Genomic DNA, 14,153 nt, shown 5'->3' with positions numbered 1-14,153 from the left:
GGGCCATTAATGACCCACTGGTTAGTAATCTAGGATAAACCCGAACCACTGTCAATGACCCGCTGGTCACTAGAGCCCGATCCGGGCTCCGGCCGCCGCCTACGTACGCTGCCCCATCTCCACCAGCCGGTTGTCCGGGAGTTCGAAATAGTCCGATGCCCGGCCCGCATTGCGCTGCAGCCAGCCGAACAGCGCGCGCCGTATCGGGTTCAGGCCCGGCAGGTTTTCCTCGCCGACCGAGGCGCGGGAGACGAAATACGAGGTTTTCATCGAGTCGATCGCCAGCGTCTTCTGGTAGGCCAGGATGCGGATGAACTCGGGCACGTCGGGCCGCTCCATGAAGCCGTGCCGCGCGGTGACCACCCATATGCCCTCCATCAGCTGGTCGGCCTCGATGCGGTTGCGCGCATCCACACGCGGCGTGTCGCAGGGCAGCACGCGCAGCACGATGACCTGCTCGTGCAGCACCTGGTTGTGCTTGAGGTTGTGCAGCAGCGCATGCGGCACCGCGGTGGCGTCGGGGTTCAGGAACACCGCCGTGCCGCTCACGCGATGCGGCATGTGCAGCGCCAGCGACTCGATGAAGGGCCGCAGCGGCAGGCTCTCGGCTGCGGCGGCCTCCAGGCCCAGCCGGCGGCCCTTGGCCCAGGTGGTGAAGACCACCATCACCACGACCGCCACCGCCAGCGTGAGCCAGCCACCCTCGGCAATCTTGAGACTGTTGGCCACCACGAAGGTCAGGTCGACCACCGCGAAGGCCGCCACGCCGACCACCACCGCCACCTTGTTCCAGCGCCACAGCCCCCAGGCCACGATGCCGGCCAGCAGCGTGGTCGTCACCATGGTGATCGACACGGCGATGCCGTAGGCCGCCGACAGCGCGCCCGAACTGCGGAAGCCCAGCACCAGCAGCAGCACCCCCACCATCAGCAGCCAGTTGACCGTGGGCACGTAGATCTGCCCGATCGCCGTGCCCGAGGTCTGGATCACCCGCATGCGCGGCAGGTAGCCCATGCGCATCGCCTGCGCCGTGAGCGAGAAGGCGCCCGAGATCACGGCCTGCGATGCAATGACCGTGGCCATTGCCGCCAGCACCACCATCGGCAGCACGCCCCACGCGGGGAAAAGGCGGAAGAACGGGTTGTCGATGGCCGCCGGGTTGGCCAGCACCAGCGCGCCCTGCCCGAAGTAGTTCAGCACCAGCCCCGGCAGCGCGATGAACAGCCATGCGAGCCGGATCGGCCGGGCGCCGAAGTGCCCCATGTCGGCATACAGCGCCTCGCCGCCCGTGAAGGCCAGGAACACCGCGCCCAGCACCGCCAGCGACTGCGCCCGGTGTTCGACCAGGAAGCCCAGCGCCCGGCGCGGATCGAGCGCCGCCAGCACCTGCGGCTGCTGCAGCACCTGCCACAGTCCGGCCGCGGCCAGTATCAGGAACCACAGCAGCATGACCGGCCCGAACACCTTGCCGACCACGCCCGTGCCCTTCTTCTGCACCGCGAACAGCCCGATGAGAATGACCACCGTGATCGGCAGCACCGCCTTCTGCAGCACCGGCGCCTGCACCTCCAGGCCCTCGACCGCCGACAGCACCGAGATGGCCGGCGTGATCAGGCTGTCGCCGTAGAACATGGCCGCGCCCACCAGCCCGAGCATGCCGATCACGTTCCATACCCAGGGCTTCGTCTTCGGCCCGGACACCGCGTTGCGCGCCAGCGCCTGCAGCGCCAGGATGCCGCCCTCGCCGTCGTGGTCGGCACGCAGCACGAACACCACGTACTTCAGCGTGACCACGAACATCAGCCCCCAGAAGATCAGCGAGAGCAGCCCCAGCACCGAATCGGGCGAGAACGGAACGCCGTGCTCGGGGTTCATCGTCTCCTTGAAGGCATAGAGCGGCGAAGTGCCGATGTCGCCGAACACCACCCCCAGCGCGGCGATCATGAGCGTCGGCCCCGCCGGGTGCGCCGCCTCGCCGTACGCTGAAACCTGGGACCCGGAAGCCGGTGCGGATGCTTTCATGAGAAGCAGGAAGTTCAAAGTGGCGACGCTGCGAGCATAGTGCCGGGGCGCTGCGTCGTCGCGGACAATCGTGGCGTGTCCGCCACTCCCCACCTTGCCAACCCGCCGGCCCACTACGAGAACTTCCCCGTAGCCTCCTGGCTGTGCCCGCCGCACCTGCGCCCGCCCATTGCCGCGATCTACCACTTCGCGCGCACCGCCGACGACATCGCCGACGAAGGCGAGGCCTTGCCGGATCAGCGGCTGGCCGATCTGCGCGCCTACCGAGAGGAACTGGCCGCCGCCGCGCAGGGCGAGGTGCTGCCGTCATCGCGCTGGCCGCACGTGTTCGGCCCGCTGGCCCACAGCATCGCGCAGCACAAGCTGCCCGAAGACCTGCTCGCCGACCTGCTCAGCGCCTTCATGCAGGACATCGAGAAAACCCGCGACCACGGCACCTACGCCGACCGCGCCGAGCTGCTCGACTACTGCCGCCGCTCCGCCAACCCGGTCGGCCGGCTGCTGCTGCACCTCTACGGCGTGCACGACGCGCAGGCGCTGGCGCAGAGCGATGCCATCTGCAGCGCGCTGCAGCTCATCAATTTCTGGCAGGACCCGAGCGTCGACCTGCCGCGCGGGCGTTTCTATTTCCCGCTGACCGACTGCGACCGGCGCGGCCTGACGCGCGAGAACTTCAAGGTGTTCGCGCCGCTGTCGACGGCACCGCCGCCGCAGGAAGCTATCAATCTGATAGCAGTGGTGTCTTACTGGGCGCGCGAGCTCATGACGGAAGGCGCGCCGCTGGTGCACCGGCTGCCCGGCCGCGCGGGCTGGGAACTGCGGCTCGTGGTGCAGGGCGGGCTGCGCATCCTCGACAAGATCGTCGACCTCGGCTTCGACACCTTCTCGCAGCGCCCCACCGTCGGCAAGGCCGATGCCCCCCTGCTGCTCTGGAAGGCCATGCGGATGCGGAGACAATCACGGCCCATGAAAGCAGCGCCTCCCCGATGAATCCCGAGCAATACGTGCAAGACAAGGCCGCCGCCTCGGGCAGCAGTTTCTATTACGCCTTCCTGTTCCTCCCCAAGCCGCGCCGCGCCGCGATCACGGCTTTCTATGCGTTCTGCCGCGAGGTCGACGACGTGGTCGACGAGGTCAGCGATCCCGGCGTGGCCGCCACCAAGCTCGCCTGGTGGCGCACCGAGGTGGCCCAGTCCTTCGCGGGCACGCCCCGCCACCCCGTGATGCAAGCGCTGATGCCGCACGCCGCGGCCTACGGCATCGAGGCGCGCCAGCTCAACGAGGTGATCGACGGCTGCCAGATGGACCTGGACCAGACCCGCTATCTCGACTTCCAGGGACTCGCGCGCTACTGCCACCTCGTGGCCGGCGTGGTGGGCGAAGTCGCGGCGCGCATCTTCGGCCAGACCGATCCGCAGACCACCGCCTATGCCCACAAGCTGGGCCTGGCGCTGCAGCTCACCAACATCCTGCGCGACGTGGGCGAAGACGCCCTGCGCGGGCGCATCTACCTGCCGGTGAACGAGTTGCAGAAGTTCGACGTGAAGGCGCACGAGATCCTGAACCGCGTGCACTCGGAACGCTTCGTCGCGCTGATGAAGTTCCAGGCCGCGCGCGCCCACGCGGCCTACGACGAAGCGCTCGCCCTGCTCCCGCTGGCCGACCGCCGCGCGCAGAAGCCGGGCCTCATGATGGCCAGCATCTACCGCACCCTGCTGCGCGAGATCGAACGCGACGATTTCCAGGTGCTGAACCAGCGCGTGAGCCTGACGCCAGTGCGCAAGTTCTGGCTTGCTTGGAAGGTCCAGGCGCTGGGGCGAATCTAGCTTCGGTTTCCATGGATGCTTCCCAGCTTTCGCATGTCGGTCTGTACAGGGCGATCCTCGGCATAGGCCCCCAAGCTGACCTTTTCCATGAGCTGCTCAGTCCATGGATGGCAGGCGAGCGCGAATGGTTGACCGCGTTCGAGCAGCAAACGTCGCCAGAGCCCATTGAAATCGATGACTCATGGCGCCTCTATGCGCTTTCGCGCATCAACCAGATCTTGTTGATGGCGTTTCAACGGGGAACACACGACAGCTGGGAAGGCCCGGCCTTGACCATGCCGGAGTACCTCGCGTTCATGACTGGCATGGGCTTTCGCGTGGTCGACGAGCCGGCCTACTCGCCCTTCTTTCATGAAATCGTCGAAGTCGTCGAAGCAGACGGAACCCGACCCCGCCAGGATTACATCGATCTCGAACGGGTGGATTGGCCCGCACTGATGCTCGGTCCCATGATGTTCTCGCGAGCAGGTGTCGCCGTGTCCTGCGTGTGTGGCGCACTACGACCTGAAATCGCGACGTCGTCGACCCTCTACTGGGCTCACCGGCGCAAATACCGGCCCAGGGAGGATCTGGCGGACGGATGGGGCTCCAACTCGCAATGGGCAACGCAGTTCAGGCGTGACTACATCGTGGGCGACAAGCTGCTATTCAACGCGGACGGCAAATACGACTTGAATGACAGCGGCCTGCGAATGCGCGAAGACGGGCTGACAAGGGCCGAGCGCATCGAGCTGCTGACGCATGGATGTTTCGTCCGTTGCGAGAAGCCGGACAACGACCTTGCCCCCTACAGCGACCGCATCCTGCTCCCGCGCGACTTTCAATGAAAAGAATTGCCGTCATCGGCGCCGGCTGGGCCGGCCTGGCCTGCGCGGTCGAGGCCACGCGGCTCGGGCATGCCGTCACGCTGTTCGAAGCTGCGCACATGCCCGGCGGCCGCGCGCGGCGCGTCGACGACATGCACGGGCTGGCGCTCGACAACGGGCAGCACATCCTGATCGGCGCGTACACCGCCACGCTGAAGCTGATGCGCGATGTCGGCGTGGATGTCGACGGCGTGCTGTTGCGCCTGCCGCTGTCGCTGCGCTTTGCGGACGGTGGCGGGCTCAAGCTGCCGCGGCTGCCCGCGCCGCTCGACCTGCTGGCCGGCATCTTCACCGCGCGCGGCTGGACGTGGCGCGACAAGTCATCGCTGCTGCGCACCGCCATCGGCTGGCGCCTTGCGGGCTTTCGCTGCACCGACAGCACCACGGTCGCCGACCTGTGCGCCGGCCTCACCCCGCGCGTGATGAAGGAGCTGATCGAGCCGCTGTGCGTGTCGGCGCTCAACACACCCGTGGGGCAGTCGAGCGGCGAAGTGTTCCTGCGCGTGCTGAAAGATGCCCTCTTCAGCGGCAGCGGCGGCGCCGACCTGCTGCTGCCCCGTGCCGACCTGGGCGCGCTGCTTCCCGACGCGGCCATCCGGTGGCTGACCGCACAGGGCGCGCAAGTGCGCATCGGCACCCGCGTGCGCGCCATCGCATCCGAGGGCGGCCGGTGGCGCGTCGACGATGAAATCTTCGACCAGGTCGTGCTGGCCTGCGCGCCGTGGGACGCCGCCCGGCTGGTGCGTGCATCCGGCCTGCAGGCGGATGCCTGGTGCGCAACCACCGAGGCCCTGCGCTTCGAGGCCATTGCCACCGTCTATGTGCGCGGCGCCTCGCCGCTGGCCGAACCGATGCTGGCGCTGCGCAGCGACCCGGCCACCGCCCCCGCGCAGTTCGCTTTCGACCGGGGCCAGCTCGGCGGCATGCAAGGCGTGCTCGCGATGGTCGTCAGTGCCAACGAGGCTTCGCGCGAAGTGCTGGAAGAACAGGTGATCGCGCAGGCCGCCAGGCAACTGGGCCAGACGAAGCTGCAGCTCGTGCAGACCGTGGTCGAGAAACGCGCCACCTTCGCCTGCACACCCGCCCTCGCCAGGCCTCCGTCGGCCATCGCGCCCGGCCTGCAGGCCTGCGGCGACTACACCGAAGGCCCCTACCCGGCCACGCTCGAAGGCGCCGTCCTCAGCGGGCTCGCCGCCGCAAAGGCAATGACCCCATGACCACCGAACTGCGCTACCTCGACTTCGACTACAGCGAAGACACAGAAGGCTACGGCACCTTCGACGCGATGGCGTCGACCACGCCCGAGAAGACGCCCGAGGTCAAGCAAGAGATTGCCGCCGTGCTGGCGTGGGCCGAGGCCACGTTCCCGCATGCACGCGGCGCCCTCGACGAAGGCGCCATGTGGGACTACGACCTGCAGGAAACGCACGAAGAAAACCCGCGCTTCGACACCGTCACCCTCTCGCTCAGCGGCACCGCCGACTTCTGCGCGGCGCTGCGCGAGCAGTTCGCGCTCGACTGACGACCCGACAGGAAGCTCAGGCGGCCGTCTTGTTGCGCAAACGCAGCAGGCTCAGGCCCAGCAGCACGAAGGCCCCGCCCGACACCTTGTTGAACAGCCGCGTGCGGCGCGGATCCGAGAGCTGCTTGCGCAGAAGTCGCGCCAGCAGCACGTAGAACGCATGCGACAGCACCGAGGCGGTCGCGAAGGTGGTCGTCAGCACCGCGAACTGCATGGCCAGCGGCGCGTCCTGCGTCAGGAATTGCGGGAACAGCGCGGAGAAGAAAAGAATGCCCTTCGGGTTGGTCAGCGCCACCGTCAGGCCGTTGCCGAACAGGCGCAGGCCCGAACGCGGCACGGCACCGGCCGGCGCGCCCTGCAGGTCGGCGAACACGCTGCCCTGGCTGCGCCACTGCTTGATGCCCAGGTAGATCAGGTAAGCCGCGCCGGCCAACTTCAGCAGCATGAAGGCATGGGCGGAGGTCGAGAGCACCACGCCCAGCCCGGCCATGGCCGCGGCCGACACCATGAACAGCCCCGTCGCGTTGCCGAGCGAGCTGATCATCGCGCGTCGCGGGCCCACGCTCATCGAGTTCGAGACCGCGAGCAACACCGCCGGTCCGGGCGTGAAGGCGACGAGCAGCGTGACGCCGCAGAAGACGAGCCAGTTCGAGAAATGCACTTTGGGGTTCCTGCCCGGCGCGATGCCGCAAGGAGTTGAGGACGACGGGAAACTATAGTCAGCCCCGCGAATCGGCGCAGACGCCGCGCCAATACCCTCTCACTTCCCGGAACCCACCCATGGTCACCTGCTACCTGCGCTACATCGTCGACGCCTACAAGCTCAAGGAGTTCGAGCACTACGGCAGGCTCTGGATCCCGCTGGTCGAGAAGTTCGGCGGCCAGCACCACGGCTACTTCCTGCCCTCGGAAGGCACGAACAACGTCGCGCTGGCGATGTTCACCTTCCCGAGCCTGGCCGCCTACGAAAAGTACCGCGCCGACTCGATGCAGGACCCGGAATGCCAGGCCGCCTTCAAGTACGCGGAAGAAACCCGCTGCATCCTGAGTTACGAACGCAGCTTCTTCCGCCCGGTATTCAAGTAAGGCCTCAGGCGCCGAGCGCCACGCACAGCGCGTGCAGGTTCGGCACGATCAGCTGCGGCCGGGCGTCGTGCACCCAGGGCCGCTCGTCGCGCACGAGCCAGGCGGCCTGCATGCCGACATTGAGCGCGCCGACCACGTCGAGTTCGGCGTCGTCGCCCACGTGCAGCACGTCCTTGGGCAGGAAGCCGACCGATGCCGCGGCGGCGCGGAAGATGGGCGCATGCGGCTTGCCGCTGCCGAAGGCCCGCGCATTGAAGGCGGTGCGGAACCATCGGCCGACGCCGGTCTTGTGGATGTCGGCGTTGCCGTTCGAGATGGCCACCAACGGATAGCGTTCGCTGAGCCACTTGAGTGCGGGCAGCGCGTCTTCATACAGCGTCACGCGTTGGCGCTCTTCGAAGAAAGCCTCGAAGGCCGGATCGGCCAGCGCCGGGTCTTCGCCCGCGCGCTTGAGCGCGGTGCGGATCGACTCCCGGCGCAGCGCGCTCAGGTCGTGCGCGAGGTCGGAGCGTTCCTTGGCGGTGGCTTCGCGCAGTTCGCGAAGAATGCCGGGCGTCAGCAGCAGCGAGGCCGTCTTGGGCGCCTCGCGCAGCAGCCATTCCTGGAGCACGCCCTCCGCGCGCTCGATGGTCGGCCAGATCGGCCACAGCGTGTCGTCGAGGTCGAGCGAGATCGCGGAAATACGTTGGAGGTCGAGGGGTTCGGCGCCTGCTGGCGCCGTCGAGGCGGAGGTCATGACCGAGAATATCGCATGCCTCCACATCCCGAGAACGCCCCGCCGGGCACCCCGCGCACCGCCGTGCTCTGGTGCAACCTGGGTTCGCCCGATGCACCGACCGCCGCCGCCGTGCGCCCCTACCTCGCAGACTTCCTGGGCGACCCGCGCGTGGTCGAGATTCCCAGGGCGATCTGGGCGCTGATCCTGCACGGCATCATCCTGCGCGTGCGCCCGGCCAAGTCGGCCGCCAAGTACGCGAGCATCTGGATGCCCGAGGGCTCGCCGCTTAAGGTGTTCACCCAGAAGCAGGCCACGCTGCTGGCCGGCTGGCTCGGTGAGCGCGGCCACCGCGTGACGGTGCGCGACGCGATGCGCTATGCCAACCCGTCGATCGCCTCGCGCCTCGACGCGCTGCAGGCCGAGGGCGTCACCCGCGTGCTGGTGCTGCAGGCCTACCCGCAATACTCGGCCACCACCACCGCCAGCGTGATCGACGCGGTGAACGACTGGAGCCGCAAGCAGCGCCGCCTGCCGGAGTTCCGCTTCGTGAATGACTTCCACGACGACCCGGCCTACATCGAGGCGCTGGCCCAAGGCATCGAGAAACACTGGAAGACCGAAGGCCGCGGCGAGGTGCTGCTGATGAGCTTCCACGGCATTCCCGCGCGCAACATCGCGCTCGGCGATCCGTACCAGTCTCAGTGCCTGGAAACCGCGCGCCTGCTCGCAGAGCGGCTGGGCCTTTCGGCGGCTCAGCACCGCGTCACCTTCCAGTCGCGCTTCGGCCGCGCCAAGTGGCTCGAGCCCTACACCGAGCCCACGCTGCGCGAACTCGGCGCTTCCGGCATCCAGCGCGTCGACGCGGTGTGCCCCGGCTTCCCGGCCGACTGCCTCGAAACGCTCGAGGAAATCGCCATGGAAGGCCGCGAGGCCTTCATGCACGCGGGCGGCAAGACATTCAGCTATATCTCGTGCCTGAACGACAGCCCGGCATGGATCACCGCGCTCGCGGGCATTGCCGAGCGCAACCTGGCGGGCTGGCCCACGCAGTCGATCGCGCGCTGAAGCGACTTCAGCCCGCCGATTTGCGCACCAGCAGCGCCTGGATCGCGGCTTCCATCTCGGCGTACTCGCCCTCGCCGAAGTGCTGCCGCATCACCTGGCCCTTGCTGTCGACCAGGTAGAAGGCCGGCCAGTACTGGTTGTCGTAGGCCTTCCAGGTGGCAAAGGCGTTGTCCTGCGCCACCGGATAGCGGATGTTGAAGCGCCGGATCGCATCTTCCACGTTGCGCGTGAGCTTCTCGTAGGCGAATTCGGGCGAGTGCACGCCCACCACCACGAAGCCCTGGTCCTTGTACTTCTCGTACCAGCTCACCACGTGCGGCAGCGTGCGGATGCAGTTGATGCACGAGTAGGTCCAGAAGTCGACCAGCACCACCTGCCCGGCCAGCCCCTTCAGCGTGAGCGGCTCCGAGTTGAGCCACTTGTCGATGCCCGCGAACTCGGGGGCCTTGCCGTAGTCGCGCAGGCCCGGCGACGCGGCCAGGGCACTGCGTACCGGCCACCCGCCACCGGCCGCCGCAGCCAGGGCCGACGCCCCCGCGGCGAGCCCCGAGAACGCTCTCCTGGACAGCATGTTCTTCATGATCGCAACCCCGTTCCTTGTGTCAGACCGACAGCGGTCAGGCGCGATTGTTTGCGGCGCACCCCGGGCGTGCGCATGTGTCACGGCAATTTGAACTTTGTCCCGGCGGCGTGAAGGCCGGGAGCGACTCAGAACTTGCCGAGGTAGTCCATCTTGCCGATCGGGATGCCCTTGTGGCGCAGCACGTCGTAGGCCGTGGTCACATGGAAGAAGAAATTGGGCAGCGCGAACTGCAGCAGGTAGCGCTGCGCGGTGAAATGCGCCTCGCCTTCGCGCGCCTTGATGGTCACGGGACGCTCTTCCTGGCCGTCGATCAGCGCGCGGTCCACGCTCGCGAGGAAGTCCTGCGTCTTCGCGATGCGGGCGAGCAGGTCGTCCCAGGTCTTTTCCTCGTCGGGAAAGCTCGGCGCGGTGATGCCGGCGATGCGGGCCGTGCCCAGCTTCGAGGCATCGCTGGCGCGCTGGATCTGGCCGGCCAGGGTGAGCATGTCGGGCGCCAGGCGCGCCTCGACCAGCGTGGCCGGGTCGATGCCGTTGGCCTTGGCGTGCGCCAGGCCCTTGTCGAGCAGATGGGTGAGTTGGCCGAGTCCGCGTGCGAAGACGGGCACCGACAGGTCGTACAGAGAGAGCGCCATGATGGTCGAGGCCTTGTTGTGGTTGAAGCGGCGGCGATTGTCCTGCCGCCGGGGCTTCAACGACCGGCCGCGCGGATAAACCCTTCGATCGGCTCCAGTTGTTCGGGCACGTTGAGCGCGGGCGCGTGACCGCAGGCAGGCACTTCGATCACCTGCAGCCGGCCGGCCGCGCCGGGACCGCGCTGGCGCATCTGCTCGACCACTTCGGGCAGCACCAGGTCGGACTCCACGCCGCGCAGGCACAGCACCGGCACATCGATGGCGTCGTAGTGCGGCCAGATCAGGTAGTCGTTGTCGTGCGCGCTGAACTGCCGGACCATGGCCGGGTCGTAGTGCGGCGTGACGCGGCCGTCGGACAGCCGCCGCGTGGAGCTTTCGGTCAGCCGGCGCCATTGCGCATCGCTGAGCCAGCCGTAAGGCTTGTAGACGGTGCGAAAGAACGCCTCCAGCTCGGCCACCGTGTCGAACGCGGGCGGCTGGCCCGCGTAGGCGCGGATGCGCTCGATGGCGGGCTGGGCCAGTTCGGGCGCGTTGTCGTTGAGCACCAGGCTCGCGATGCGCGCCTTCATGCGCGGCTCGAAAAGCCCCGACGCGCAGACCGTGCCGATGGCGGCGCCCATCGAGGTGCCGACCCAGTGCACACGCCCCAGCCGCAGTTCGTCGCACAGCGCGTTGGCGATGCGTGCGTAGAACGACAGCTTGTATTCCTCGTCGGGCAGCGGGCTCCACTGGCTCAGGCCGCGGCCGATGGTGTCGGGGCAGATCACGCGGAAGCCGCGCGAGGCGAAGTGCTGCGCCAGTTCGTCCATGTCGCGGCCGGTGCGCGCGAGGCCGTGCCAGGCGATGACCACGGGTGCGTCTTCAGCGCCCCACTCAAGCCAATGGATCTCGCGGCCCGCGAGCTGCGCATAGCGCGAGAGTGGAATCTGATTGTTGTTGTCGCTCATCGCGCAGCCCTTGCTCGCAGTTTGCCGACGATGCCGGTGGGAAAGTAATAGACGGACAGCACGAAAAGCACGCCGAGCCACAGCAGCCAGCGGTCGGGCGACAGCAGCGCGGCCAGCCAAGGCAGGCCGCTCGCGGCCTCGTTGCCGATGCGCAGCAGGTCCTGCAGGTAGCTCTGCGCAATGACGAACAGCACGGCGCCGATGGCCGCGCCGTAGATGGTGCCCATGCCGCCGATCACCACGATGAGCAGCACGTCGATCATGATCTCGAAGCTCAGCGAGGTGTCGGGCCCGTTGTAGCGCAGCCAGATCGCCAGCATCGCGCCGGCCAGCGTGGCGAAGAGCGCCGACAGCACGGCGGCCGTGGTGCGGTACACCACCACGCGGTAGCCGATGGCCTCGGCGCGGAACTCGTTCTCGCGGATCGCCTGCAGCACGCGGCCGAACGGCGAATTCACGATGCGCAGCAGCGCCAGCACCAGCACCACCGCCGCCACGAACAGCAGGTAGTAGCAAAGCAGCCGGCCGTCGAGCGACACGCCGAGGAAAGGCTCATCTGAGAACTCGAAGCTCGGCGATATCAGCTCGGGCAGCTTGAAGGTCAGGCCGTCTTCGCCGCCGGTGAAGTCCGACAGCTGCGAGGCCAGCGTCTGGAACGCCGAGGCCACGGCCAGCGTGATCATCGCGAAGAAGATCGCGCGCACCCGCAGCGAGAACAGGCCGATGGCGAACGACAGCACCAGCGAGACCGCCAGCGAGGCGCCCAGCCCCACCAGCACCGCGCCCCAGTTGGGCCCGAGCCGCGAGGCCGAGATGGCGATGCCGTAGGCACCGATGCCGAAGAACATCGTGTGCGCGAAGCTCACGATGCCGGTGTAGCCCAGCAGCAGATCGAAGCTGGCCACCAGCACCACGAACACCAGGATCTTGGCCGCGACGCTGAGCGCCTTGACGCCCGGGAAGATGAAAGGCGCGAACGCCAGCGCGAGGAACAGCACCACCAGCAGCAGCGCCAGAAGGCGGCTGCGCGGCATGTCGTTGGAGAGAAGTCGTTTCAGGAACACGGCGGCTTTCTCCTTCTCAGCGGTTCGCCACGGGGTACACGCCCTGCGGACGCCACAGCAGCACCGCGACCATCAGGAAGATGCTCGCGAACTGCGTGAGCGTGGGCAGCAGGAAGCCGATGTAGTTGGTCATCAGCCCCACCAGCAGCGCGCCGATGAGCGCGCCGCCCGTCGAGCCCAGCCCGCCGATGATGATGACGATGAAGATCAGCACGTTGACCTGCGCGCCCATCTGCGGCACCAGGTTCTGCTGGAACAGCCCCCACATCACGCCGCCCAGCCCGGCCAGCGCGCTGCCCACCACGAACACCCCGACGAACAGGCGCCCGATGCGGTAGCCCAGCGACTCGACCATCTCGCGGTCCTGCACGCCGGCGCGGATGAGCAGGCCGATCTTGGTGCGGCCCAGCGTCCAAGCGAGCACGCCGAACACCACCACGCCCACGGCCACCGCGAGCAGCCGGTACTTGCTGATGGCCGCGTCGCCCACCAGCAGCGAGCCGCGCAGGGCCTCGGGCAGCGGCAGCGGAACCTGCGCCGGGCCCCAGATCACCTTGATGAGCTCTTCGCCGATGATCATGCCGCCCATCGTGATGAGGATCTGCTTCAGATGCTGGCCGTACACCGGCCGCACGATGAAGCGCTCGAAGGCCAGCCCCACCGCGCCGGCCACGAGCATCGCGACCAGCATGGCGGGGAACACCGCCACGAGGTTGCGCCACAGCTCGCCCGAACCGGTCCAGTCGCCCATCAGGCCGAGCACGCTGCTCGCCACGAAGGCGCCCAGCGCGATGAACACGCCGTGGCCGAAGTTCAGCACGTCCATCAGGCCGAACACGAGCGTGAGGCCGGAGGCGATGATGAAGATGATCATGCCCATGGCCAGGCCCGCCACGGTGAGCGTGAGCCAGGTGGAGAAGGAGCCGGTCAGCGGCAGCGCGGCGAGCGCGAGCACCGGCGCCAGCAGCAGCGGCTTCCAGTCGAAGTCGAGTTTCATAGAGCCAGTCCGAGCAGCGATTGCTGCAGTTGCGCGTCGGCGGAGAACTCCGCCATGGAGCCCGCGTGCACCACGCGGCCGTTGTCCATCACCGCGACGGTGTCGCCCAGGCGCTGCGCGAAGTTGATGTTCTGCTCCACCAGCAGGATGGTCACGCCGCTGCGCTTGAGCTCGGCGAAGGCGTCGATCATGTTGTTGATCATCACGGGCGCCAGGCCCTTGCTGGGCTCGTCGATGATGAGCAGCTCGCGCGGCTCCACGATGGCGCGCGACACGGCCAGCATCTGCTTCTGCCCGCCCGACAGCTTGCCCGCCGGGTGGTTCCAGAATTTCTCGACCGCGGGGAAGAGCTTGAAGATCCACTTCAGGCGCGTGTCGTCGATCTGCTGCGCGTTCTTGGCGCCGCGCGCGGCCAGCAGCATGTTCTCCTTCACCGTGAGGTCGGAGAAGATGCCCATGTTCTCCGGCACGTAGGCAATGCCCAGTCCGGCGATCTGCGGCGTGTGCTGGGCGGTGATTTCCTTGTCGCCGAAGCGCACCCTGCCCTGCGACGCATGCCACAGGCCCATGATGGTTCGCAGCGTGGTGGTCTTGCCCGCGCCGTTGCGGCCCAGCAGCATCGTGAGCTGCCCGCGCGGCACGGCCAGGTCCACGCCGTGCAGGATGTGATACGCCCCGATGTGCGTGTGCACGCCTTCGAGACTCAACAGGTTCTGAGTTGTCATCGGTCTTGCTCCTTCCCCTTCCGGGGGAAGGTTGGGATGGGGGCAAGCGGCGCCTGCAAGGCTGAGGTGGTGTGGAGGCCGCGAGGCCCCCCCCCCCCCC

Annotated in this window: 16 protein-coding genes; 7 read left to right on the top strand and 9 right to left on the bottom strand. The window is 67.8% G+C overall.

What is annotated here, in order from left to right; translation table 11 throughout:
• Positions 1-99 precede the first annotated feature (99 nt).
• Positions 100-1,944: a potassium transporter Kup gene (locus AC1RVW_RS18190; RefSeq protein ID WP_493201632.1), complete on the bottom strand. Its 1,845-nt coding sequence runs from the start codon at positions 1,942-1,944 to the stop codon at positions 100-102.
• A 153-nt stretch (positions 1,945-2,097) separates the two neighbouring features.
• On the opposite strand from AC1RVW_RS18190, the gene hpnC reads away from it, so the two are divergent.
• From hpnC to AC1RVW_RS18165, 5 genes are read left to right on the top strand one after another with little or no spacing between them, the layout of a single operon-like run.
• Positions 2,098-3,012, top strand: coding sequence for a squalene synthase HpnC (gene hpnC, locus AC1RVW_RS18185; RefSeq protein WP_493201578.1), 915 nt, complete (start codon positions 2,098-2,100; stop codon positions 3,010-3,012).
• On the top strand, positions 3,009-3,848 hold the full coding sequence (hpnD, locus tag AC1RVW_RS18180; protein ID WP_106934800.1) for a presqualene diphosphate synthase HpnD: 840 nt from the start codon (positions 3,009-3,011) through the stop codon (positions 3,846-3,848). The genes hpnC and hpnD overlap by 4 nt, the downstream gene beginning before the upstream one ends.
• An 11-nt stretch (positions 3,849-3,859) precedes the next feature.
• Positions 3,860-4,675: a hypothetical protein gene (locus tag AC1RVW_RS18175; protein ID WP_493201576.1), complete on the top strand. Its 816-nt coding sequence runs from the start codon at positions 3,860-3,862 to the stop codon at positions 4,673-4,675.
• A complete protein-coding gene (gene hpnE, locus AC1RVW_RS18170; RefSeq protein WP_493201574.1) occupies positions 4,672-5,931 on the top strand; it encodes a hydroxysqualene dehydroxylase HpnE in 1,260 nt (419 codons plus the stop codon). The genes AC1RVW_RS18175 and hpnE overlap by 4 nt, the downstream gene beginning before the upstream one ends.
• Positions 5,928-6,236 (top strand): hypothetical protein, encoded by a 309-nt coding sequence (locus AC1RVW_RS18165; protein ID WP_493201572.1) that lies wholly within the window; start codon positions 5,928-5,930, stop codon positions 6,234-6,236. Before hpnE ends, AC1RVW_RS18165 begins: the two co-directional genes overlap by 4 nt.
• Before the next feature lie 16 nt (positions 6,237-6,252).
• Here AC1RVW_RS18165 and AC1RVW_RS18160 read toward each other — a convergent pair whose 3' ends face one another.
• Entirely contained in the window at positions 6,253-6,897 is a 645-nt protein-coding gene (locus tag AC1RVW_RS18160; RefSeq protein ID WP_081270889.1) for a LysE family translocator, read from the bottom strand.
• Between the two features lie 119 nt (positions 6,898-7,016).
• Here AC1RVW_RS18160 and AC1RVW_RS18155 point away from each other — a divergent pair, with 119 nt between their 5' ends.
• Complete coding sequence (locus AC1RVW_RS18155) at positions 7,017-7,322, top strand: NIPSNAP family protein (protein ID WP_081270890.1); 306 nt, start codon at positions 7,017-7,019, stop codon at positions 7,320-7,322.
• A gap of 4 nt (positions 7,323-7,326) precedes the next feature.
• Here the strand turns inward: AC1RVW_RS18155 and AC1RVW_RS18150 are convergent, their stop codons facing one another.
• Positions 7,327-8,058: an HAD family hydrolase gene (locus AC1RVW_RS18150; protein WP_285411779.1), complete on the bottom strand. Its 732-nt coding sequence runs from the start codon at positions 8,056-8,058 to the stop codon at positions 7,327-7,329.
• A gap of 15 nt (positions 8,059-8,073) precedes the next feature.
• On the opposite strand from AC1RVW_RS18150, the gene hemH reads away from it, so the two are divergent.
• The gene (gene hemH / locus AC1RVW_RS18145; RefSeq protein ID WP_493201569.1) at positions 8,074-9,105 is read left to right on the top strand and encodes a ferrochelatase; all 1,032 of its coding nucleotides are present in this window, start codon (positions 8,074-8,076) and stop codon (positions 9,103-9,105) included.
• Positions 9,106-9,112: 7 nt separating this feature from the next.
• Here the strand turns inward: hemH and AC1RVW_RS18140 are convergent, their stop codons facing one another.
• From AC1RVW_RS18140 to AC1RVW_RS18115, 6 genes are all read right to left on the bottom strand, one after another.
• Positions 9,113-9,676, bottom strand: a complete 564-nt coding sequence (locus AC1RVW_RS18140) for a thioredoxin family protein (protein ID WP_493201630.1) — start codon at positions 9,674-9,676, stop codon at positions 9,113-9,115.
• 137 nt (positions 9,677-9,813) lie between these two features.
• Positions 9,814-10,320, bottom strand: a complete 507-nt coding sequence (locus tag AC1RVW_RS18135) for a DUF1993 domain-containing protein (RefSeq protein WP_106937473.1) — start codon at positions 10,318-10,320, stop codon at positions 9,814-9,816.
• Positions 10,321-10,376: 56 nt separating this feature from the next.
• Positions 10,377-11,267 carry an alpha/beta fold hydrolase gene (locus tag AC1RVW_RS18130; protein WP_493201567.1) on the bottom strand — a complete coding sequence of 297 codons (891 nt, stop codon included), beginning with the start codon at positions 11,265-11,267 and terminating at the stop codon, positions 10,377-10,379.
• Positions 11,264-12,331: a branched-chain amino acid ABC transporter permease gene (locus AC1RVW_RS18125; protein ID WP_081270894.1), complete on the bottom strand. Its 1,068-nt coding sequence runs from the start codon at positions 12,329-12,331 to the stop codon at positions 11,264-11,266. Before AC1RVW_RS18125 ends, AC1RVW_RS18130 begins: the two co-directional genes overlap by 4 nt.
• 16 nt (positions 12,332-12,347) lie before the next feature.
• Entirely contained in the window at positions 12,348-13,328 is a 981-nt protein-coding gene (locus AC1RVW_RS18120; RefSeq protein ID WP_081270895.1) for a branched-chain amino acid ABC transporter permease, read from the bottom strand.
• On the bottom strand, positions 13,325-14,053 hold the full coding sequence (locus AC1RVW_RS18115) for an ABC transporter ATP-binding protein (protein WP_106934806.1): 729 nt from the start codon (positions 14,051-14,053) through the stop codon (positions 13,325-13,327). Before AC1RVW_RS18115 ends, AC1RVW_RS18120 begins: the two co-directional genes overlap by 4 nt.
• Between the last annotated feature and the right edge of the window lie 100 nt (positions 14,054-14,153).

The sequence above is a fragment of the Variovorax sp. MPBD4-3 genome (genome assembly GCF_058809745.1).
This window is presented reverse-complemented; position numbering and strand designations above follow the sequence as displayed.

Excerpts from the sequence above, each read along its gene's own strand:
- AC1RVW_RS18140 (WP_493201630.1), bottom strand. The coding sequence starts at position 9,676 with ATGCTGTCCAGGAGAGCGTTCTCGGGGCTCGCCGCGGGGGCGTCGGCC.
- hpnD (WP_106934800.1), top strand. The coding sequence starts at position 3,009 with ATGAATCCCGAGCAATACGTGCAAGACAAGGCCGCCGCCTCGGGCAGC.
- AC1RVW_RS18115 (WP_106934806.1), bottom strand. The coding sequence starts at position 14,053 with ATGACAACTCAGAACCTGTTGAGTCTCGAAGGCGTGCACACGCACATC.
- AC1RVW_RS18175 (WP_493201576.1), top strand. The coding sequence starts at position 3,860 with ATGGATGCTTCCCAGCTTTCGCATGTCGGTCTGTACAGGGCGATCCTC.
- AC1RVW_RS18165 (WP_493201572.1), top strand. The coding sequence starts at position 5,928 with ATGACCACCGAACTGCGCTACCTCGACTTCGACTACAGCGAAGACACA.
- hpnE (WP_493201574.1), top strand. The coding sequence starts at position 4,672 with ATGAAAAGAATTGCCGTCATCGGCGCCGGCTGGGCCGGCCTGGCCTGC.
- hemH (WP_493201569.1), top strand. The coding sequence starts at position 8,074 with ATGCCTCCACATCCCGAGAACGCCCCGCCGGGCACCCCGCGCACCGCC.
- AC1RVW_RS18190 (WP_493201632.1), bottom strand. The coding sequence starts at position 1,944 with ATGATCGCCGCGCTGGGGGTGGTGTTCGGCGACATCGGCACTTCGCCG.
- AC1RVW_RS18130 (WP_493201567.1), bottom strand. The coding sequence starts at position 11,267 with ATGAGCGACAACAACAATCAGATTCCACTCTCGCGCTATGCGCAGCTC.
- AC1RVW_RS18135 (WP_106937473.1), bottom strand. The coding sequence starts at position 10,320 with ATGGCGCTCTCTCTGTACGACCTGTCGGTGCCCGTCTTCGCACGCGGA.
- AC1RVW_RS18120 (WP_081270895.1), bottom strand. The coding sequence starts at position 13,328 with ATGAAACTCGACTTCGACTGGAAGCCGCTGCTGCTGGCGCCGGTGCTC.
- AC1RVW_RS18150 (WP_285411779.1), bottom strand. The coding sequence starts at position 8,058 with ATGACCTCCGCCTCGACGGCGCCAGCAGGCGCCGAACCCCTCGACCTC.
- AC1RVW_RS18155 (WP_081270890.1), top strand. The coding sequence starts at position 7,017 with ATGGTCACCTGCTACCTGCGCTACATCGTCGACGCCTACAAGCTCAAG.